Origin of the sequence: Veillonella sp., assembly GCF_018381775.1 — a bacterium.
In the GTDB taxonomy this organism is placed as follows: Bacteria; Bacillota; Negativicutes; order Veillonellales; family Veillonellaceae; genus Veillonella.
Genome location: NZ_JAGZRH010000002.1, coordinates 157,641 through 178,645, shown reverse-complemented (window position 1 = coordinate 178,645; position 21,005 = coordinate 157,641). Strand labels below are relative to the sequence as shown.

General features: G+C 33.8%; 22 protein-coding genes. 18 read left to right on the top strand and 4 right to left on the bottom strand.

All coding sequences use genetic code 11. The features are described 5' to 3' along the window. The first annotated feature begins 84 nt into the window (after positions 1-84). Positions 85-642 carry a MarR family transcriptional regulator gene (locus KH109_RS02050; protein ID WP_295215262.1) on the top strand — a complete coding sequence of 186 codons (558 nt, stop codon included), beginning with the start codon at positions 85-87 and terminating at the stop codon, positions 640-642. 149 nt (positions 643-791) lie between these two features. Here the strand turns inward: KH109_RS02050 and KH109_RS02045 are convergent, their stop codons facing one another. Beyond that, positions 792-2,285: a DASS family sodium-coupled anion symporter gene (locus KH109_RS02045; RefSeq protein ID WP_295215259.1), complete on the bottom strand. Its 1,494-nt coding sequence runs from the start codon at positions 2,283-2,285 to the stop codon at positions 792-794. A gap of 469 nt (positions 2,286-2,754) precedes the next feature. Between KH109_RS02045 and infC the strand changes: the two genes are divergently transcribed. The 8 genes from infC to KH109_RS02005 all read left to right on the top strand — a co-directional run bounded on the left by infC (position 2,755) and on the right by KH109_RS02005 (position 7,740). Then, positions 2,755-3,273 carry a translation initiation factor IF-3 gene (gene infC, locus KH109_RS02040; protein WP_005386139.1) on the top strand — a complete coding sequence of 173 codons (519 nt, stop codon included), beginning with the start codon at positions 2,755-2,757 and terminating at the stop codon, positions 3,271-3,273. Positions 3,274-3,294: 21 nt separating this feature from the next. Continuing rightward, positions 3,295-3,492 (top strand): 50S ribosomal protein L35, encoded by a 198-nt coding sequence (gene rpmI, locus KH109_RS02035; RefSeq protein WP_004696338.1) that lies wholly within the window; start codon positions 3,295-3,297, stop codon positions 3,490-3,492. 46 nt (positions 3,493-3,538) lie between these two features. Next, positions 3,539-3,889 (top strand): 50S ribosomal protein L20, encoded by a 351-nt coding sequence (gene rplT / locus KH109_RS02030; RefSeq protein ID WP_005376311.1) that lies wholly within the window; start codon positions 3,539-3,541, stop codon positions 3,887-3,889. A 122-nt stretch (positions 3,890-4,011) separates the two neighbouring features. After that, positions 4,012-4,563, top strand: a complete 552-nt coding sequence (locus tag KH109_RS02025) for a hypothetical protein (protein WP_295215256.1) — start codon at positions 4,012-4,014, stop codon at positions 4,561-4,563. A 141-nt stretch (positions 4,564-4,704) separates the two neighbouring features. Continuing rightward, complete coding sequence (locus tag KH109_RS02020) at positions 4,705-5,346, top strand: DUF4163 domain-containing protein (RefSeq protein WP_295215253.1); 642 nt, start codon at positions 4,705-4,707, stop codon at positions 5,344-5,346. 177 nt (positions 5,347-5,523) lie between these two features. Continuing rightward, positions 5,524-6,078 (top strand): hypothetical protein, encoded by a 555-nt coding sequence (locus tag KH109_RS02015; RefSeq protein WP_295215250.1) that lies wholly within the window; start codon positions 5,524-5,526, stop codon positions 6,076-6,078. A gap of 69 nt (positions 6,079-6,147) precedes the next feature. Continuing rightward, positions 6,148-7,374 carry a hypothetical protein gene (locus KH109_RS02010; RefSeq protein WP_295215247.1) on the top strand — a complete coding sequence of 409 codons (1,227 nt, stop codon included), beginning with the start codon at positions 6,148-6,150 and terminating at the stop codon, positions 7,372-7,374. A gap of 6 nt (positions 7,375-7,380) precedes the next feature. Next, positions 7,381-7,740, top strand: coding sequence for an MmcQ/YjbR family DNA-binding protein (locus tag KH109_RS02005; protein ID WP_295215244.1), 360 nt, complete (start codon positions 7,381-7,383; stop codon positions 7,738-7,740). Between the two features lie 110 nt (positions 7,741-7,850). On the opposite strand, the gene KH109_RS02000 is transcribed toward KH109_RS02005, so the two are convergent. After that, on the bottom strand, positions 7,851-8,087 hold the full coding sequence (locus KH109_RS02000; protein ID WP_295215241.1) for a hypothetical protein: 237 nt from the start codon (positions 8,085-8,087) through the stop codon (positions 7,851-7,853). 166 nt (positions 8,088-8,253) lie between these two features. Between KH109_RS02000 and KH109_RS01995 the strand changes: the two genes are divergently transcribed. Then, positions 8,254-9,096 carry a BRO family protein gene (locus KH109_RS01995; protein WP_295215238.1) on the top strand — a complete coding sequence of 281 codons (843 nt, stop codon included), beginning with the start codon at positions 8,254-8,256 and terminating at the stop codon, positions 9,094-9,096. Between the two features lie 362 nt (positions 9,097-9,458). On the opposite strand, the gene KH109_RS01990 is transcribed toward KH109_RS01995, so the two are convergent. Next, the gene (locus KH109_RS01990) at positions 9,459-9,695 is read right to left on the bottom strand and encodes a hypothetical protein (RefSeq protein ID WP_295215236.1); all 237 of its coding nucleotides are present in this window, start codon (positions 9,693-9,695) and stop codon (positions 9,459-9,461) included. A 110-nt stretch (positions 9,696-9,805) separates the two neighbouring features. Between KH109_RS01990 and KH109_RS01985 the strand changes: the two genes are divergently transcribed. The 7 genes from KH109_RS01985 to KH109_RS01955 all read left to right on the top strand — a co-directional run bounded on the left by KH109_RS01985 (position 9,806) and on the right by KH109_RS01955 (position 18,612). Beyond that, positions 9,806-10,270 carry a hypothetical protein gene (locus tag KH109_RS01985; RefSeq protein ID WP_295215233.1) on the top strand — a complete coding sequence of 155 codons (465 nt, stop codon included), beginning with the start codon at positions 9,806-9,808 and terminating at the stop codon, positions 10,268-10,270. 144 nt (positions 10,271-10,414) lie between these two features. Further along, positions 10,415-10,984, top strand: a complete 570-nt coding sequence (locus KH109_RS01980) for a restriction endonuclease subunit S (protein WP_295215230.1) — start codon at positions 10,415-10,417, stop codon at positions 10,982-10,984. Between the two features lies 1 nt (position 10,985). After that, complete coding sequence (locus tag KH109_RS01975) at positions 10,986-14,213, top strand: HsdR family type I site-specific deoxyribonuclease (protein ID WP_295215228.1); 3,228 nt, start codon at positions 10,986-10,988, stop codon at positions 14,211-14,213. A 29-nt stretch (positions 14,214-14,242) separates the two neighbouring features. After that, the gene (locus KH109_RS01970; protein WP_295215225.1) at positions 14,243-15,472 is read left to right on the top strand and encodes a restriction endonuclease subunit S; all 1,230 of its coding nucleotides are present in this window, start codon (positions 14,243-14,245) and stop codon (positions 15,470-15,472) included. Between the two features lie 16 nt (positions 15,473-15,488). Then, entirely contained in the window at positions 15,489-17,090 is a 1,602-nt protein-coding gene (locus KH109_RS01965) for a type I restriction-modification system subunit M (RefSeq protein WP_295215222.1), read from the top strand. A gap of 44 nt (positions 17,091-17,134) precedes the next feature. Further along, positions 17,135-17,692, top strand: coding sequence for a restriction endonuclease subunit S (locus KH109_RS01960; protein ID WP_295215219.1), 558 nt, complete (start codon positions 17,135-17,137; stop codon positions 17,690-17,692). Then, positions 17,686-18,612: a tyrosine-type recombinase/integrase gene (locus KH109_RS01955; protein WP_363158421.1), complete on the top strand. Its 927-nt coding sequence runs from the start codon at positions 17,686-17,688 to the stop codon at positions 18,610-18,612. The genes KH109_RS01960 and KH109_RS01955 overlap by 7 nt, the downstream gene beginning before the upstream one ends. Before the next feature lie 23 nt (positions 18,613-18,635). Here KH109_RS01955 and KH109_RS01950 read toward each other — a convergent pair whose 3' ends face one another. After that, positions 18,636-19,019 (bottom strand): hypothetical protein, encoded by a 384-nt coding sequence (locus tag KH109_RS01950; RefSeq protein WP_363158394.1) that lies wholly within the window; start codon positions 19,017-19,019, stop codon positions 18,636-18,638. A gap of 122 nt (positions 19,020-19,141) precedes the next feature. Between KH109_RS01950 and KH109_RS01945 the strand changes: the two genes are divergently transcribed. Beyond that, positions 19,142-20,830 carry an ATP-binding protein gene (locus tag KH109_RS01945; protein ID WP_295215212.1) on the top strand — a complete coding sequence of 563 codons (1,689 nt, stop codon included), beginning with the start codon at positions 19,142-19,144 and terminating at the stop codon, positions 20,828-20,830. Positions 20,831-21,005: the final 175 nt, after the last annotated feature.

Sequence of the window (21,005 nt, the reverse complement as noted above, 5' to 3'; positions counted from 1 at the left end):
TTAAAAATAAATATTTTTAACTGGTAGTATCTGAAAAATAGGTTATGTATGGACAATTTATAAAATGGTAAAGGAGTGAGTTTATTGGCGCGATTACGATTACGTGAGTTAAGTGAGAGTGAAGAAGGTTTTAATCGATTAGAGCGAGCTATGCGATACGGTAAACTGTTAAAGTTAGCCCAAAGGGTACCTAGAGATGTATTTATGCCAGAGGATAAGAAATTATGGTTTTTGTTTGAACGTATTTATACGGTGGTTCATGATAAGGAGGTAGCTGTATTAAGACGGTTTGGTTTAACACCGATGCAATATAATGTGTTGGAGTTTGTCTATGTTTCATCGTGCAAACCAACATTGGGTTTTATAGTGGATGAGTTACGAGTGTCGTATGGAAATTTGTTTGCAGTTGTAAAAAATTTAACAAAGAAAGGTTTATTGACTTGTAGTGTATGTTCAACTGATAGGCGATCTAAAAGTCTCGGTTTGACTTATGAAGGAAAGCTTTTATTTGAAGAAGTACAAGTTGTGCATGATAAAGTATTAGGTAATATGTTTTCAGCTATGCGCAAAAATAAGAAGCGTGATATTAAATCTGATCTAACATTTATACTTAGACATTTCAGTCCAGAAAAAATAGAGTAAGAAATAGAGTAAGTATTGAAGTAAGCGATAGAGTTAGTGAGCATAATAGATAAAGTGGGGATATGGAGTAAGTTAACCAGTTAAAACAAAAAATCCTACAATTTCCGTTAGTAAGAAATTGTAGGATTTTGATGTTGTATTAGTTAGTTTTAAGCGATTCCAATCCAGTGCCAGTATGTTAGGGCAAATACGAGCATCATTACATAGCCAATAATCGTTAATGGAATGCCTGTAGTCATAAATGTTTTTACGTCGAAGGTGTCGGTACCGTAAGCTACCATACCTTGTGGAGAGTTTACTGGTAATACTAGACCGAAGCAGATCGCATATTGCATAAGCATAGTTACGCCGATTGGGTTGAGACCTTCTGCGTTATGTCCAACTACAATAGAAATTACAATAGGAATCATAGCGGAGGAGAGGGCTGTAGCAGATGCAAAGCCTAGGTGGATAACAATGAGGAAGGCAGCCATTACGGCAATTAATATAAATACGCTGGCGCTTTCAAGGGAGAAGGCGTTTACGAATACTTGAGCAAGCCATGTGGCTGCCTTTGTTTTCAGCAATACAGATCCAAGACCGATACCAGCACCAAACATAACGATGGAACCCCAGTCGATGTTTGGCTGTGCAAATTTCCAATCCATAATGCCAATCTTAGGGAAGAAGAACAATGCGATAGCTATAATTGTTGTAGTTGTTGTATCGATAGAATGTAGCTTGCCACCAGTAGCCCACAATGCGAGAAGTCCGATAGAGATACATAATAGTTTCTTTTCATCCATGCTCATAGGACCGATTTCTTGGCGCATTTTAGCGAGTTGTACATCGCCACCTACAAGTTCTTTAAACTCCGGCTTAATTAATGCTTGTGTTAAGAAGTAGGCGATGATAACCATAACAATAGAGAATGGAGCCGCTGCTGTGAGCCAATCTATCCAGCTAATAGATGTATTCATCTGAGTTTGTATAAAGCCTACAGCCACAAGATTTTGAGCGGCAGCCGTTTGAATCATAATATTCCAGAACGTATCGGCTTGTACGGCACCTACCATGAGTAGAGCAGCTACGCGGCTTTTACGTTCAATACCTAAGTTTTCAACAATACCAATGATAATCGGAGCTAAGCAGGCAATACGAGCCGTTGCACTTGGTACGAAGAAGGCGAGGATAAGCCCTGTAATAATAACACCTAAATAAATGCGACTCACCTTGGTACCAACGCTAGATAGTACTAACATGGCAATACGACGATCTAGACCTGTTTTACGCATAGCTACAGAGATAAACATAGCTGCGCCTACAAGAATCATGGCTGGTGAAGAATAACCAGAAATGATAAGCTTCAAAGCATTGGCTGTGCCCATCGCCTTAGTAGGTGCTTCGGGATTCGGTGAGAATCCTAATAGTAAAGCGGTGAGGGCTGTAATCATAGTAGCACTTACAGGATAGGATACAGCCGATGTCATCCACAAGATGATGGCAAAGGCTAGTACGCCAATCATACGATGACCACCTGTAGATAATGTTTCTGGTGTAGGTAATAATAAAATGCCACCTAGAACAATGAAAGATAAAATAAGTCCAATATTTTGAGCAGTTGTACGCGCCTTTTGAGGAGGGGCAGTGGTTGTTACACTCATAATAAAACTCCTTTCAATTTGTGTAATACCTATTACTGTATAATAATAAATAATGTAAACTATATAAACTAGACTATCCTATAAAGTACACTATCCTATAAAGTACACAATCCTATAAAGTACACTATATAAGCTAGACTATTCTATAAATATTATTGTATCGTATTTTCTATAGAATTAGTTGTATAATTTATAAGAATATTGTATACATAAAGAGAGAGCAGTGTCAGTAAGTATACCTATATACAGAACTTATAATGTCTGTTATACTATAAGAGTTGTAATAACAAATTCATTGTTAAAAGCTCAATATTTTTTGTTGACTTTCAGCATTCAATTTGTTATTATAGTTAAGTAATTTATGAAGCAGAGGCCATCCGCCACTCACCTGATACCGAGAAGTATGAGGTTAATATAGAGAACTCTATTCGGATGGTGTTTGCCGTCCGTTTTTTTTATTCTCTTGGAGGTGAACGCTATTAGCAAGGATACACCACGCATTAATGAAGAAATTCGTGCTCGTGAACTTCGTGTCGTAGGTCCTGAAAACGAACAAATCGGCATTATGTCTGGCCGTGAGGCGTTGGCATTGGCTGAAGAAAAGCATCTTGATCTTGTGGAAATTGCACCTAACGCTAAACCACCAGTAGCTCGCATTATGAACTACGGTAAATATCGTTATGAACAACAAAAACGCGAGAAAGAAGCGAAGAAGAAACAAAAAATCGTAACTTTGAAAGAAGTTAAGTTACGTCCACATATTGAAGACCATGACTTTTACGTAAAAATGAAAAACGCATCCAAATTCTTGGGTGAAGGTAACAAAGTAAAAGTAACTATCATGTTCCGCGGTCGTGAACTTTCACATCCAGAACTAGGCATGGCAGTATTGACACGTTTCGCTGAAGAACTCAAAGAAACAGCGTCTATTGAAAAAGCAGCTAAATTAGAAGGTCGTAACATGACCATGATTTTAGTAAGTAAATAATGTTTTGGGAGGATTATAATTATGCCAAAAATTAAAACTCGTCGCGCAGCGGCTAAACGTTTCGCAGTAACTGGTACTGGTGAATTCAAGCGTGCAAAAGCTTTCAAAAGCCACATTCTTGAGAAAAAATCTCCAGCTCGTAAACGTAATTTGCGTAAAGCTACATTGGTTGCAAAAGCTGACCACAAACGCGTAGCTAAATGCTTACCATACGCTTAATCGTTAACTATTAGATCGATATATCGTAATTTAGGAGGAATATACAATGGCAAGAGTGAAAAAGGGCGTTACAGCTCATGCACGTCATAAAAAGATTTTAAAATTAGCTAAAGGTTACCGCGGTACACGTTCCCGTTTGTTCAAAAAAGCTAACGAAACAGTAATGAAAGCGTTGTACTACGCTCGTCGTGACCGTCGTGCGAAAAAACGCGAATTCCGTCAATTGTGGATCGCTCGTATCAACGCAGCGGCTCGCATCAATGGCACAACTTACAGCCGTTTCATCGCTGGTTTGACTAAAGCAGGCGTTGAAGTTAACCGTAAAATGTTGGCTGACTTGGCAGTTAACGATGCAGCAGCATTCGCTAAACTTGTTGAAGTAGCTAAAAACGCTTAATAGCATAACAATACAGATTAAGGACTCTCTTTGGAGGGTCCTTTTTTGTATGGTGAAAGTATGATATAGTGAAAATGCATATTGTGTTGTGTAAAAGCGGGAGAATTGAGGAGGAATAGGTAATGGAACAGTTATTTTATCTGTTGATACCTTTAGGACTTTGTTTGTTGTATTTAGGTATTAAATACACGATTCGCTTTGGTAGAACTAAGATGCTCTATGAAATGCCTTATGTAAATAAAGAAGGCACTTTTACGTTAGAGCGAGCAGGTACTTATGGCCTATGGCTTAGTGGAAAAATGTTTACAAAGGCGCCTATTGGCGAATTTGGTTTTAACTTAGTTGATGAAAAAACGGGACGGACCATTCCTTTATTCCTATCTATTATGCGCGCCCGAGTTAATGGCATTACTCACTCAAGAATGGAACTATATACCTTTGATGCGGGGCCAGGCACCTATAGATTGTCCGTTACAGAAGATCCCTTTGTACTAGATGCAGTTATGAAAAAAGTAGGCGATAAGGTGATTAAAGGTGCTATTGATTATAATCAATTTACTATACAAATCTATACACATACTTCCTTTGTTTTAATGTTTATATCAATATGGATGATTGCACTTGGACTTATTATTGCTGTATTAGGCGGAGTTCTTCCTAACACTTTAGTGTGAAATAATAGATAGTTTTGGCTATTTTATATAATGAATAAATTATGAGAAAAGTGAAATAGAAAAAGAGGAATTTTATCATAGCCTGTAGAAGTAACACAGTAATGAACCTATTTAAAGGTGTTTGTAAAAGGAGACATTATTATGGGAATGTTAAAAAAATTATGTGTGACCTCTATATTAGGTGTTATGATTGCTGTGCCTACCTATGCAACTGTTGTTACAGGTAGTCAGTCCGATGTAAACATGGAATTAAAATATCCATTGGTATATACCAATAATATGTTTGCACAAAAGGCAATTAATACAGACATTGCTAACTATGTTTTATATGCGAAATCAGTTTATTACGATCAACATGCGTATCAAGTAAAACAAAATTATAAAGTTACCTATGAAGATGCTCAAGTTGTATCTATTTTGTTAACTACATATTACTATCATGCTGGTGCCGCACACGGAATGTATAACACTAAAGGCTTAGTCTATAACAAGATAACGGGACAAAGAATTCCACTATATAACTATGTAAAAATTGCTAATCCACAACAAATAGAACGGGGCATTAATTCTGGTATATTGCGCTTCTACAGAGAAGATCATAAAAAAGCAGACTTACTACCTAATTGGAATGTAGAATATGTTTCTGACAACTACTACTTGAAAGGTAAAGGTGCTATAGGTCTTGTATACCAACCATATGAATTGGGACCATTCTCTTATGGGAATACATTCGTTGAATTCTCACCAAAAGCCATAGAATACTTTAACAGAATGAATGGTTAGAAAATAGTATAATGATAGGTTGAGTTCTAATATAAACTTGAAATAGCATAAAAGCCTGTAATACTTATGTTGAGTATTACAGGCTTTAATATAATGAAAGAAATAGTTTATTATGTGATATTCTAGAGTTATAAATTATAAAAGTTTATGTAAATAGACAAGAGAGAAGGAAATATAATGAAAAAAATACTTATCATTTTATTATTGTCTTGTATAGTGTTACCATTACAAATTCAGGCTATATCGATGCAAGATATAAAGATTAATAAAAATAATATTCCTATTATTACAGGTGAGAATTCTATCACTTATTTTGTAGATAAGAGTTCTATTAAAAGTATTGAAGAAGATCAATCTATTTATAAAGTTCAAGCAGTTGTATATGAGGTTGAAAATAAAAATAGTCGTAGACTTAACCCATATATTCATAAGGTTTTAGTTACATATCGATATGATATAAGATATACAGTAGCTAGCATATTGCGTGTACCACAGTATTCACAAGATTATTCTTTGCTTATTTATGCCAAACAAGCTCGTTCTGGTATGAGATTGACTATGAATAGTATAGAAGACTTTAATTATGAAGGTATAGCTTTTGCTAATTCTAATAATAGGGCAGAACAATATGTTGATGTATCTTTACGTGATCCTAAATATGTAGTGGGAAATTATATTTTTAAAGAAGCATATGGCACAAGTTTTGAAAATATGATACCAGTTAAGAACTAAATTAAAGAAAATTGTTTTATAGATCAAGTTACAATACAGTTAATATTACTATTTTATGGAGAGATGTATATGTTAAAACGATTATTACTAAGTGCTGTAATATTAAGTGCTATTGGTGTATCTAGTTATGCTGTTGACGTGGATATTCCCGGTGCAGATCCATCAATTTCAAAGGATGCGTATCAAAACTATCGTAAAGTTGATAAAACTGCTAAGGATATGGAAGTAGATGTAGGTAGTCAAATTAAGGCAAAATATGCTAACAATATGCCTGGAAAATGGTCAATGGATGAGTTAGTATACATTACTGAGGAACTGAATCATTCTGTAAATTTCTCGTCCTCTGTTTTTATTCTTAAAGATAATGGCGCAAATATTAAATTTACGATGCCTGTGAGTAGTCAGTTTGGTAAAACTGTGGAAGGGGACCCATTAACTACAGATGTTAAAAAAGGAAATATTCTTTTGATTGATGGAAATTTACATTATACCATTCGTAGGGATAATGAAAACTCCATAAAAGGAAACTCCTTTTCATATCCTACTATTAAACATGCTACATGGGAGATTAGTCAAACGCAAACTGGTGCTTTAGAAGGGGCAATTAACTTTAGCGTTAAATCAGAGCCTTCTATGTATTATCGTATAAGTTATGATTTGTCTAAAAAAAGAGAAGTAGAACTGTTAAAGAAACATAATCAGGAATATGTGTATAAAGAATTAATGTCTCCATTAGTTAATTATGTTTTACCATCTATTGAACCAGCTAAACAGTTACTTTCCAAAACTAAACCGATAACTATAAATGGATTTACCTTCCAAACATTAAAATCAAGTAATTTGACATATCATGGTCCAGATAATGATGCAATTTATATTTATGATGGTAAAAGTTATCGTGAAGGCATTATGGTCAGAGAGTTACGGCCAGAGGAGTTAGCAAATCGCCATAAAATTAACTCTAAATTAATACAACATTTCATTATGTATAAGCCTTATTCTGATTATAAACCAATCCAATACGCTACAGTTTGGAATGATGCTACTCCGGCCATCTATATGGAGGTAGAACGTTCTACATCTAGAATGTACATTCAATCGCTGTATGACGATAAATATTTGTATACACACTTTATAATGGCGGACTTTGATTATAAGACGCCAGCAAAAGATCTGCGTGACATAGTTCAATATGTAGATAATGCAAATGATGCAGATAAATACTCAAGAAGTCTACCAGGTATGGCAGCTATACCAAAAGATATGTTTGATATGGACTTTTCTAAAACGCGGTAGAAAATTATGAATCGTAATGAATTACTTCAATACATACAACAAGAATATGTCTGTAATGTTGAATATCCCTGGGAGAGATACCCTGACTATATGGTTGTCCGCCGTAGGGATAACCAAAAATGGTTTGCTGGAATTTTTGCTATTAAAGGCTATCAAGTAGGTCATGATACAAATGAACCTATGAATATAGTCAATCTAAAATGCGAATCTGACCTGATTCCTAATCTGATCTATGAAAACGGAATCTATCCTGCGTATCATATGAACAAAACACACTGGATCTCGGTGGATATTGAAGGGTATGAAGATATAGAGAAACTTAAAATACTAATGGATATGAGCTATCGGTTGGTGGGGCATAAGTAGCCAAATTTGTTAATAGGTACTATTTTAATATTTTTCTTATCTTATGAAAGTATATGACAAAAGCCTATAGTACATTTTTAGTACTATAGGCTTTTAGTATACTTACCAAATTATCTTCTATATCCGCCGCATCCTCTAGTATTAGAGTTTGGACCGCAATAATTTTGGTTATTATTGTTGTCTGGTGCATAGTTAGTATTGTTCGTATTGTTATCGGAGTTGTATTGTGTGTTAGTGTTGCAATTGTACTGAGAGTTATTGCATACATAATCGTAAGCAAATCCAGTAGATACAACAGCGGTTACGGCTAAGAATGTCATGACAATTATACGTTTTGTAAATTTCATAGATGTCACCTCCTTGTTCCTATATTTATATTATACTACTATGAGTCAAATGAAATATGATAATGTAAGGGAAGCTAAAAATATCTTTATTTCTTATGTTAAAAGGCGTATACTATAGATAATAATATAGAACATATATTTGTATTTAAAGAGAGGAGGAAGATGTATGAGTGATGATATAAAGATGTTTGAAGGTAGTCAAATTCGTTCTGTGTGGGATAATGAAAGGGAAGAGTGGTATTTTAGTATAGTGGATGTTGTAGGTTCTCTGACTGAAAGCAATAATCCGCGTGATTATTGGTATCGAGTGAAAAAACGTATGTCAGAAGAAGAGAAAAGTGAACTGTCGACAATTTGTCGACAGTTAAAATTGAAAGCTCCAGATGGTAAAATGCGATTAACAGATGTTGCCGATATGCAAGGTATTTTCCGTATCATACAATCTGTTCCATCGCCTAAGGCAGAACCTTTTAAAATGTGGTTAGCAGAAGTTGGTAAAGAGCGTATTGATGAAATAATTGACCCAGAGCTAACTATAGATAGAGCCTTAGAAGGATATGCGCGTAAGGGCTATAGCCGAGAATGGATTAATCAACGATTACAGGCCATTCAGGTTCGTAAAGAATTAACCGATACTTGGCAAGATCATGGTGTTAAAGCTGGTAATGAATATGCTATCCTAACGAATGAAATCTCTAAAGCTTGGTCTGGAATGACGACTAGAGAATATAAGGACTTTAAGGGGCTAAAAAAAGAAAATCTACGAGATAATATGTCTACTACAGAACTTATCTTAAATATGTTAGCCGAAACGGCTACAAAGGATATTGCGGAGGCAACTAATCCACAAGGATTAGAGGAAAATAAACAGGTTGCTCAAGATGGCGGTTCTATCGCTGGTGATGCGCGTAAATCTATTGAAGCTAGAACAGGTAAACCTGTTATTACATCTAAAAATGCTATAGACTTGGGACGACTAATTAGTGATGTGGTGAAACATGATAGATGAACGAATTGAACGAATGAAATGAAAATGCAATTGTAGGGTATCTAAAGATAATTTGAAAATATCTACTTAAAAGGTTTTATATGCCATAGAGACATATGGTTTTTCGAAATTGGAGAATCCAAAAGTAGTATTACATTTAATATGTAGTGATAGAGTGGATTGTGAAAAAATCAATACCACATCATATCGAGGTGTTTTTGTCTCATATGATGTGGTATTTTATTTATATAATACATATGATGTTGTATATGATGATTATTATTACTTATTTAGTGCATTATAATTCTATAACCCGTGAAAGTAATATGACAAAAGCCTATAGTACATGTTTAGTACTATAGGCCTTTATCGTGTTTATATTATTATCTTCTATATCCGCCACATCCTCTAGTATTAGAGTTTGAACCGCAATAGTTTTGGTTGTTATTGTTACATGGTGCATAGTTAATATTGTTAGCATTGTTATTGCAGTTGTATTGTGTGTTAGTATTGAAATTGTACTGAGAGTTATTGCATACATAATCATAAGCAAATCCTGTAGATACTGCAGCAGTCACGGCTAAAGCAGTCATGATGAGTATACGTTTTGTAAATTTCATAGTAATCATCTCCTTGCTCCTATAAATATATTGTACTACTATGAGTCAAATGAAATATGATATTCTATACATATATACTATTTGAGAGAATTAAGGAGGGAAGTAATTAAATGAAAAAGTTATTATTAGCATTACTAGCTATTAGCACAATTGCTTTTAGTTGTCAGGCAAGAACATCTGAAATAGTTGGTAAAGGTGAGGGCTACGGTCCTTACAATGGTTGGGTTGTTGCGGATATGTCTATGAATGATGGTGTTGTATCTGAAGTAGCAGCATATTCTATGCGTACATTTAAGGATTATGGACTAGTTCCTGTGGCTTATTGTTCATCTGGAGGAAGCCATTTAGGTACTTACTATCTGTTTTATGTAAATCCATATCATGATTCATTAATTATTGGGAGGGAAGCTGGTGTGGCTTCTCATGTTAATCCATTTGCTGCGAAATCTAAATCATTTGATAAAACTGGAGAGTTTATTCGCTATACAGATATGCAAGTTAACCAGGATTTATATAGAAAAATAATTAACGTGGCTAAGGCTGAATTTGATAAGTATCAACAAATGACAAAATAGAGTTTGCATTTTTAAAAATTACAAAATATAGTTGCTTTAATATAAATTACACTGTATACTTTAATTAAAAGTTATACAGTGTAATTTTTTTACATGCAAAAATAAAAATAAAATGAAAATTATCTTTAAGGAAGAGGTGATCTAGTGTATATTAAAGATATATTTCATAGTAATACAGGGGTATCACAGTATCGACTAGAGGAAAGTACTAGTGAAAAAGCAGTGTTATATACATTGTATGGCCAGAATGAATTGTATGAAGATTTGACTGGTGTACCTGGACCTATGAGTGATAGAAAACAAATTCGTACAGAATACAAAGGTGCTACTCTTAAAACAGGTGATTTAATATTTAGTACAATATCTGGCATGGCTACAATTGTTACTGCAGATCATGAAGAGTATCTTTTTACTCAAAACTATGTTCGGATGGAACCGTTAAATACACCAATAGAAAAAAAATTTATGGCTTATTTGATTAATGAGAATCCTAAAATTAGAAAGCAGTTCAAACAAAACTTACAGGGAAGTCAGGTTGTACGATATAGTCTAAGCTTGTTAAAAGATATACAGTTACCAAAACTACCGTCAATAGAAGTGCAACGGATTATGGGGGATATTTATTTTAAACAATTACGACTAAGATCATTAAAACAGCGTGTGGCAGATAACACATATCGGAAAGCAATTATTATGTTACAGGGAGTAAATTAATATGACAGAGCTAGAATTTGAAAATAAATTAATTGAGCAATTATCAACTGGGATTGTTATTAATACAGCTAATACAAAACAAACAGGCGATACAATAGATGCTTATGGTAATATGAAGGTTTATAAAAGTAAACTTTGGAAATATGAGCCAACTATAAAAACAACAGAGGCTCTTTGGGAGAATTTCCGCAAGATTTTATATCAATTGAATCAAAATCAATTGACACAACCATTAAGTGATATGGAATTTAAACAAGTTCAAAAGGTAATTAATGAACTATACACTCCATATCAAGCAGGACAGTTCCTATATGGTATCAATGGTGTATCCCAAGTAGAGGTCGACCTAGATGATGGCCGCCATGTATTTTTAACAGTATTTGATCAAAAACAAATTGGGGCAGGTAATACTGTTTACCAAGTGGTTAGCCAAGTTAAGAGAGAACCACAAATAGCAGGTCGCCCAGAACGTCGTTTTGATACAACACTACTCATTAATGGCTTGCCAATTATCCAAATTGAGGAAAAATCTGTAAAACATTCTGTAGATGAAGCATTAAATCAAATGCATCAATATATTCAGGAAAAACAGTACGGTGATATTTTCTCAACAGTTCAAATTCTAGTCGCAATGACTCCAAATCGAATTAAATATATGGCGAATACTACCGCTGATTTATTTAATAAAGATTTTGCGTTTGAATGGCAAAATCCTAATGATAATAAGGTTGTTCGTAATTGGACTACCTTTGCAGATATGTTCCTTAGCATACCCATGGCGCATCAAATGTCTACATTATTTACCATTCTTGATGGTACCAAGAATAAACAAATGCTTAAGGTTATGCGCCCTTACCAAGTGTATGCCACAAAAGCAGTTTTAAATGAATTAAAACGTGCTGATTTTGATTTACCAATTAATAAACTGGGCTATGTTTGGCATACTACAGGTTCTGGTAAAACGATTACTAGTTTCAAAACTGCGTGGCTGGCAAGTCGCATGCCAAATGTAGATAAGGTGATATTCGTCGTTGACCGTATCGCGTTAACGAAACAAACTGAAGCAAATTATAAGGCGTATGACCCTGAAGGTTCTATTGATATTGATGGTAAACAATTCGATACTGTTGGTGGGACGGAAAATACTTCGGCATTAAAGAAAAAATTAAATGAAAAAGGGTATGGCATCATTGTTACATCTGTACAAAAATTAAATACCCTCATTAATCGTAAAGACTTTGTGGTACCGAAGAAAAACTTTGTATTTATTGTCGATGAGGCTCATAGATCTACCGGTGGTGAAAGCTTCGAGGATTTACAAAAAGTATTCAAAGGTGCTGCTTGGGTTGGCTATACAGGAACACCTATGTTTGATAAGGTGGTCGGTAAAAAAGGTACTAAAACACATGAGGTCTTTGGTAAGTTGTTACATGCGTATACTATTCGCGAAGCAATTGCAGATAAAAATGTATTAGGTTTCAAGGTAGATTTCGAAACTACGATTGCAGAAGACAAAATGAAACTTGAATACTTACCGAAGTTCTATGCAAAGAAATATCCTAATTGGAATGAACTCGATATTGAACGAAAGATTGCTAATCTTACTGATGATGATATGGATGATATGATAGAACCAAGTTTCTATGATAATAATCAAGATCACGTAAAGTTGGTTGTAGAAGATATCTTTAAAAATTGGAGAAATCGCTCTAATGATGGTGCTTATAACGCTATGCTTACGACACATGTTGGTGGAAATAAACCAAGCACACCAATGGCATTGATGTACTTTGAAGAATTTGAACGAGTGAATCAAGAACGCCAAGAACAAAGGCTACCTACGTTAAAAGTAGGTATTACTTTCAGCATGAGTACTAATAATAGTGATAACCAATTAACTACAAATGATGGTTTATTACGCGCTATGAAACATTACAATAAAATGTTTGGTACGAGCTTTGGACTAGATGATGTATCAGGTTACACTCAAGACTTAACAACACGTTTAAATCGTACAGCACAAGATGGGGAATATTTAGATATTGTTATTGTTGTGGATCAATTATTGACTGGTTTTGATGCACCGCAGCTAAATACACTTTACGTGGATCGTACATTAAAAGATGCAATGTTAATTCAGGCTTATTCAAGAACAAATCGTATTGCCGATAATCAAGGGAAGCCATGGGGTCGTATAGTCAATTACAGATGGCCAGCTAAAAACGAAGAACTCATGAATCGAGCTTTGAGTATTTATGCGAACAAGCACTCCGCTGATGTACAAGACACATTAGTAGATACAAAGGTATTAGTTGATACTGGTGTTTTAGCAAAACCTTTTAAAGAACAATTTGAAGAAGTAAAACAAGTGGTAGATCGTCTTGCAGATATGACGGATAACTTTACAGAGGTTCCTGCTAGTGAAGCTAAGCAGGAAGAAATGTTTAACCTTATGCGTACATATAGTGCTGGAATGTCAAAGCTAAAACAATATGATCCAGATGTTGTTAATGGAGAAGACATCGGATTTGACTATGATAATCCAGATGAACTTGTTACATTACTTGGGATGACACCTGAACAAGAAGAAGTGTTAACTACATCTCTGTATAACGACTTGAAAGAACGTATTGCTAAAAATCATGATGTACCAGTAGCTCAAATTGAACTACGTATGATACATGTAAAACAAATTAGTGTTAACTATGACTATCTTACTGAATTAATCGAAGCATTAATGAATGCTGTTCATGAAGAACGTATGGATGCAGCTGCGGATTATCGTGAAAAAATTAATGATTTTGCAATGGCTTTAGATGATCGTCAATATGCAAAACAAATTAATAATGCGGTTGATGCAATTTATAAAGGTACGTATCCACCAGAAGGAAAAGATATCCAATATCCTGTAAAGTTAACTAGTTTGGAAGTTATTGAAGATGTAAATACAATGATTGTGAAAGATGATCTTTTCGATTTTCGCTTAAAATGGGGGATTATTGATGTTATTAGTAATGACGAAATATTAGAACTATTTTCTCGACATACGGCTGGTAAACAGGATTTAGATAGTACTGGTAGAATTAGTAAGCTAAAAAAAGATGCACGTGCGGAATATCAAGCAAAAGCACAAGATGCGGATATTGTAAGCCTTAATAAAATTAAATATGGTAATGAACTTGTAGCGGCTTTATATAAATTTGCAGATTCTTATGTTAATGAAAGGTAGTGTTGTTATGATAAAGGGAAAGAGAGGTTATGATGAGTAAAGAAAAACGGAGAGTACCTAAATTACGCTTTCCAGGATTTACGGAAGATTGGGAACAGCGTAAGTTTGGTGAAATATATGAACGTGCTGGTCAAAAAAATGATTTAACTTATGGTATAGATAAAATTATATCTGTTGCTAATATGTATTTTAAAAAGGATGTTACAGTGGGATCTGAAGAATATTTAAAAACGTATAATGTTTTTAAATTAGGTGACATTGCTTTTGAAGGACATACTAATAAAGAATATAGATATGGTAGATTTGTTGAAAATACTATTGGAGATGGTATCGTTTCACATATTTTTGATGTTTTTACGCCGAAAATTAATCTAGATATAAATTTCTGGAAAGATCTAATAAAATATGAGCCTATAATGGGGCCTATTTTACGTCGTTGTACTAAAGCATCTAGAATGATGTCTAATTTAACTACTAAGGAATTCCTTGAGGAGCAGATATTATGTCCAACTTTAGAGGAGCAGAAGCTTATAGGAGAATTTATTGTAAGTCTTGATAAAAATATTACCCTTCATCAGCGTAAGTTAGATAATCTTAAATTAAAGAAAAAAGCGTTACTTCAGAAACTTTTTCCAAAAAATGGAGAACGATATCCTGAACTTCGTTTCCCTGGATTTACTGATGCTTGGGAACAGCGTAAGTTGTCAGAGTTTGTTGATAAGGCTGTAGACAATAGAGGGAAAACTCCTCCATTAGACGAAAATGGGGCACATCCACTTATTGAAGTAGCAGCTCTTGGTGGAGTATATCCAGATTATTCAAAAGTTGAGAAATATCTTAGTGATGATGTTTTTAATACTAACCTAAGGGCTTATATTAAAAAAGATGATATTTTATTTACTACTGTCGGAAGTATAGGTCTTGTAAGTCTAATGGACTCTAGAGAAGAAGCAGCAATTGCACAAAACATAGTAGCTTTTAGAGCAAAAGAAAACTTCCTTCCTGAATACCTGTATGCATTGTTTTCAAATGAAGATAATCAATATAAGGCAAAACGAATTGCAATGGTTGCGGTACAACCGAGTATTAAGGTTTCACAGCTTGTAAATGTCGAGTATATGATTAGCACAAATATTGAAGAACAAGAAAGAATAGGAGTTTTTTTCTCGAGCCTACAGAGTCTTATCACCCTTCATCAGCGTAAGTTGGATCACTTACAATTACAGAAAAAAGCATTACTTCAACAGATGTTTGTATAAATAAAGGAGATTTTGTATGGCAGAATCAAAAGCACAGAATATTTCAAGCCAATTGTGGGCTATTGCCAACGATTTGCGTGGCACAATGGATGCAAGCTCTTTCAAAGATTATATTCTTCCATTTTTATTCTATAAATATCTTTCCATCCATCAAGAAGAGTACTTAGTTAATAATGACTTGGTTGATATTTCAGATGGAAAATCTGTTAATGACGCATATAAGGAGCTTATTGAAGATGCAGGTTTAGAAGCTTGTTTAATTGATATTGCAGGTACATTAGGATATGCTATTAATCCTGAGGATACATGGGCTTCTTTAACTGAAAGTATTCATAATGGTTCTGTTATTCCGAGTGATTATCAACGATTATTCGAAAACTTTAATAAGAATGCTGAAATTAATAAAGAAGCTACAGCAGATTTTAGAGGTATTTTTAACTATATCAATCTTGGTGACTCTGGGCTTGGATCCACAACAGCAGGTAGAACTAAGACTTTAAATGCAGTCGTAACTAAAATTGATGAAATTGAGTATAAAGATGAAAACGGTAAAGATATTCTTGGTGAAATCTATGAGTATTTGATTGGTAAATTTGCAGCTAATGCTGGTAAAAAAGGTGGGGAATTCTACACACCACATGAAGTTAGTCAAATCTTGGCTAAAATTGTTACTGGAAATATAGAATCTCAAACTGATACTTTCACAGTCTATGACCCAACAATGGGTTCTGGATCACTACTATTGACGGTTCGTAATGAATTGCCTGATGGATCTCGTCAAGGTGCGGTTAGCTTTTATGGGCAAGAACTAAATACGGTAACATATAACTTGGCTCGTATGAACTTGATGATGCATGGTGTTACCTATAATAATATGACACTAAATAATGCTGATACCCTTGAAAGTGATTGGCCAGATGGGCCTGATCGTGATGGTATCGATAGACCACGTTCCTTTGATGCAGTTGTAGCGAATCCTCCATACTCTGCCAAATGGGATAATAATGAAAGTAAACTTAAAGATCCACGCTTTAGTGAATATGGTAAATTAGCACCAGCCTCTAAAGCAGATTATGCTTTCATATTACATAGCTTATATCACCTAAACAATGAAGGTACAATGGCAATCGTTTTACCTCATGGTGTTCTATTCCGTGGTGCGGCAGAAGGTAAAATTCGCCAAACTATTATAGAAAAGAATTACCTTGATGCGGTAATTGGTTTACCTGCGAACTTGTTCTATGGTACAAGTATCCCTACAACGATTCTTGTATTTAAGAAAAATCGCACGACACGTAATGTACTATTTATCGATGCTAGCAATGAGTTTGAAAAAGGTAAAAATCAAAATAATTTAAGCGAAGAAAATATTACTAAAATTATTGAAACATACCGAAATAGACAAGATGTTGATAAATATGCACACGTTGCATCTATCGAAGAAATCAAAGATAATGACTATAATCTAAATATTCCTCGATATGTAGATACATTTGAGGAAGAAGAAGAACTTGATCTTGATGAAATCAATCGTATGATTGAACAAGATAACCAAGAAATTGCACAACTTGAAAAAGAAATAGCCGAACAATTAGCCCTATTAGGCGTCAAAATGTAAGGAAAAGAGGTAGAAAAGACCAAATAGGGCTTTTCTACCTCTTTTTGTGTTCTTGGGAACAGCGTAAGTTAGAGTCTTTATTTACAAAATATGAGGACAAAGTAAATACACCAGATTCTGGATATTGGCGATTAGGATTAAGAAGTCATTGTAAAGGAACCTTTCACACTTATGTAGATGCTGGTCATGAGCTAGAAACTACAGAGATGTATAGGGTAAAAGCAGGTAATTTTATACTAAATATTACATTTGCTTGGGAACGTGCACTAGCGGTAACAAATGATGAAGATCAAGGTAAATTAGTTTCTCATAGATTTCCTCAGTTCAAACCTAATAGTGAGTTGGCAATTAATTTCTTTAAACATACTTTAATGGATAAAAGATTTAAACATCATCTCGAATTATCATCGCCAGGTGGCGCAGGTCGAAATAAAGTATTAAAAGTTTCCGATATGTTAAAATATGAACTTTTAGTTCCAAGTATTCAAGAGCAAAATATAATTAGTAGCTTCTTGAATAACGTTGATCATATTATTACCCTTCATCAGCAAGAGCCATTTCTATGTGGGAACAGCGTAAATGGTGGGGTAAAACTATGTTAACAATAGAGGAAAAGTCCGAACTATTTTATATTTATTATGAAAAATGGATACATATCTATAAAGAAGGTGCGATTCGTGATGTAACAATGCGAAAATATGAGATAACGCTACTATGGCTAAAGCGATTAGTCCCTGAACTTAGGCTTTCACAATTAAATAGGATATCATATCAACAACTATTAAATGATTATGCGGAGTTTCATGAACGACAAACAACGATGGACTTTCATCATCAAATAAAAGCAGCTGTATTAGATGCAGTGGATGAAGGTTTAATTGATAGGGATCCAACTCGAAAGGCTATTATAAAAGGTAGGCCACCAAGAATTAAGAAGATTAAATATCTGAATCAGTTTGAATTACATACATTATTAGTAAATTTAAAATTGACGTCAGAAATTAATTGGGATTGGTTGATATTGATAATAGCAAAAACTGGAATGAGATTTTCAGAAGCTTTAGCATTAACTCCAAAAGATTTTGACTTCTCACATCAATCATTGATTGTAGATAAGACGTGGGATTATAAAGGTGATGGCGGATTCTTACCAACAAAGAATAAATCTTCAGTGAGAAAAATACAGCTTGATTGGCAAACTATTATAAAGTTTTCAGAACTGATTAAAGGCTTACCAGATGATAAGCCTATATTTGTAAATGGTCGTGTATTCAACTCAACAATAAATGGTGTATTAGAACGATATTGTAAAAAATTAGAAATACCAGTCATATCAATTCATGGATTACGACATACACATGCATCACTATTGCTTTTTGCAGGAGTCTCGATTGCAAGTGTTGCAAGACGTTTAGGTCATGCGAGTATGACGACGACACAGAAAACATATATACATATAATTCAAGAAATGGAAAATAGAGATATTGATCTGGTGATGCGGTCGATGGCTGGATTAGTTTGAGATTTATTTTGTAGAAATGGCTTTTACTGATGAAGGGTAATAGATTTATCTATTCCTCTAAAAACTTTACCAATCTGATTAGCTTCTGCTTCATTTGAAGGTATTTGAACTATAATTTTCCCTAGTTCACTTCCGTTAATAGCAGGATAGCTTGTACCCGTACAATTATCTAAAACTACTTTAACAAAATTATCATTCTGAACTAATGTAAGTAAAAAATAGCTGTCTAATTTAGATCGTAACTGCGCATATCCAGTAGAGAACACCATGTCTTTATCAACATTTTCGAATAGGTAATTATTACGTTGATAAGGTCTTACTGTTTGATAAAAAACATCGCCATAGGAGGCTAAGCGTTGAGCACGAGAAGGTGCATTTTCCTTTTTAATAACTTGAAATCCTAACAAATTTGTTCCCACAACAGATTCTAAGTCAACATACTTAAATTCGTCAGGTAATTCAGTTTTTGGGTTTATCGTAACAACTTCACCTAACTTACACTGTTCCCAAGTATTGAAGGAGTTATAATATGAAACTTAATAAATTTTCAGTTAGAAATTATAGAAGTATTGCAAGCCAAAGTGATATTAATTTACAAAGTTTTAATGTTCTTTTAGGAAAAAATAATGAAGGTAAATCTAACTTGCTGAAAGCTTTAAATATAGCAATGGAGACACTGCTAAAACATGGACATAGGCGTAATACTATTTTATCAAGAGCAAATTCTAGGAGAGATCTTAACTATGATTGGGCTAGGGATTTCCCGTTTCAGTATAGGGATAGGAAGATTGGGAGAGAATCTATATTTACATTGGAATTTGGATTAAATGATGAAGAAATTCTGGAGTTTCGGGATGAGTTGGGATTACAGGTAAATGGTATTATTCGGATAAGAATTACCTATGATGAAAATAATAAAGCAAATATAGAAGTAAAAAAACAGCATGGTACACAATATAAGAAGAAATCATCAGAAATTGCAAGATTTATTTCTAGTAAAATAAAGTTCAATTATATTAGTGCAATTCGAACAGAAAATATGGCTATAAATGTACTTAGAAATATTGTTATACAGCGTTTAACACAGTCTCCTTATAATGAAGAGTATGAGAATGCAGTAAAGAAGATAGAGGAGATACAAGAAAAAGTATTGAATGATATTGCTAGTCAATTAAAACCATCATTATTAAAGTTCATTCCAAAATTAAACTCTGTTAATATTAAGAGTGAAATAGATCGATATAATCCATATTATTGGTCACCTGATATTCACTTGATGTTAGATGATGGTGTAGAGACCAATATAATTCATAAAGGTGAGGGAATTAAAAGTCTTGTAACATTAGCCATTTTAAAAGATTTACAAATTTTTAATGGAGTTTCTATTGTTGCTATTGAAGAACCAGAATCACACTTACACTCTGAGGCGATACATGAATTAGTAGAGGTTATACATGAAATTTCAAATTCAAGTCAAGTGATAATTACAACACATAATCCTTTATTTGTACAGCGGAATAATATTAAAGGTAATATTATTGTTGATTCAGGTAAGGCTCGTATTGCGCATAGTATAGAAGAAATAAGATCTATATTGGGTGTAATGCCAGAAGATAATTTACAAAATACATCAAATGTATTATTGGTAGAGGGTAAAACAGACCAGATAGTGTTGAGCAAGTTATTGTCCACATTAAGCTCTAAAATCAGAAATTCATTAAATAATAATCATTTTGTAATCAAATATATGGGGTCTGCATCAAATTTATGTCATACAATAGGGGAGTTAAACCAATCAATGTGTAAGGTGTTTGTTGTTTTGGATAATGATAGTGCCGGACATTCTGAAGGACGTAAAGCTATTGAACGTAAATTAATAAAAGAGCAATGTATAAAATATATCGGTGGACCTGGAAGCAGAGAAGCAGAACTTGAGGATATAATTAAACCTAATTTTTATAAAGATTTATTACTATCAAAGTTTTATCTTAATATCGAAAGTAGTGCTTTTAGAGGAAATAAGAAATGGTCAGAAAAATTAAAGTCTTTAGCAAGCTCAGTGGGAACCGATTTAACTGATAGTTTAAAAAATGAAATTAAAGTTGCAATAGCAGAATCAATACCTAGTAATATTAATTCTATAGATGATATATTTATTAAAGAGCGATTACATGTAGTAGAATCTATTGTAACGGCAGTAGAACAGATGCTAGAATAGTATTATTACATTTATAGCTGTTAAACTAGTTTTCCTGTTAAGTATTGAAGGCATAAGTCTTGTTGAATAAGCGAGTCTATTTATTTACGAAATGTGATTGTGGGAACGTAAACAGGGAAAGAAATCTTTCGATTTCTTTCCCTGTTTAGATATGATATAATTTATATCAAAGTGA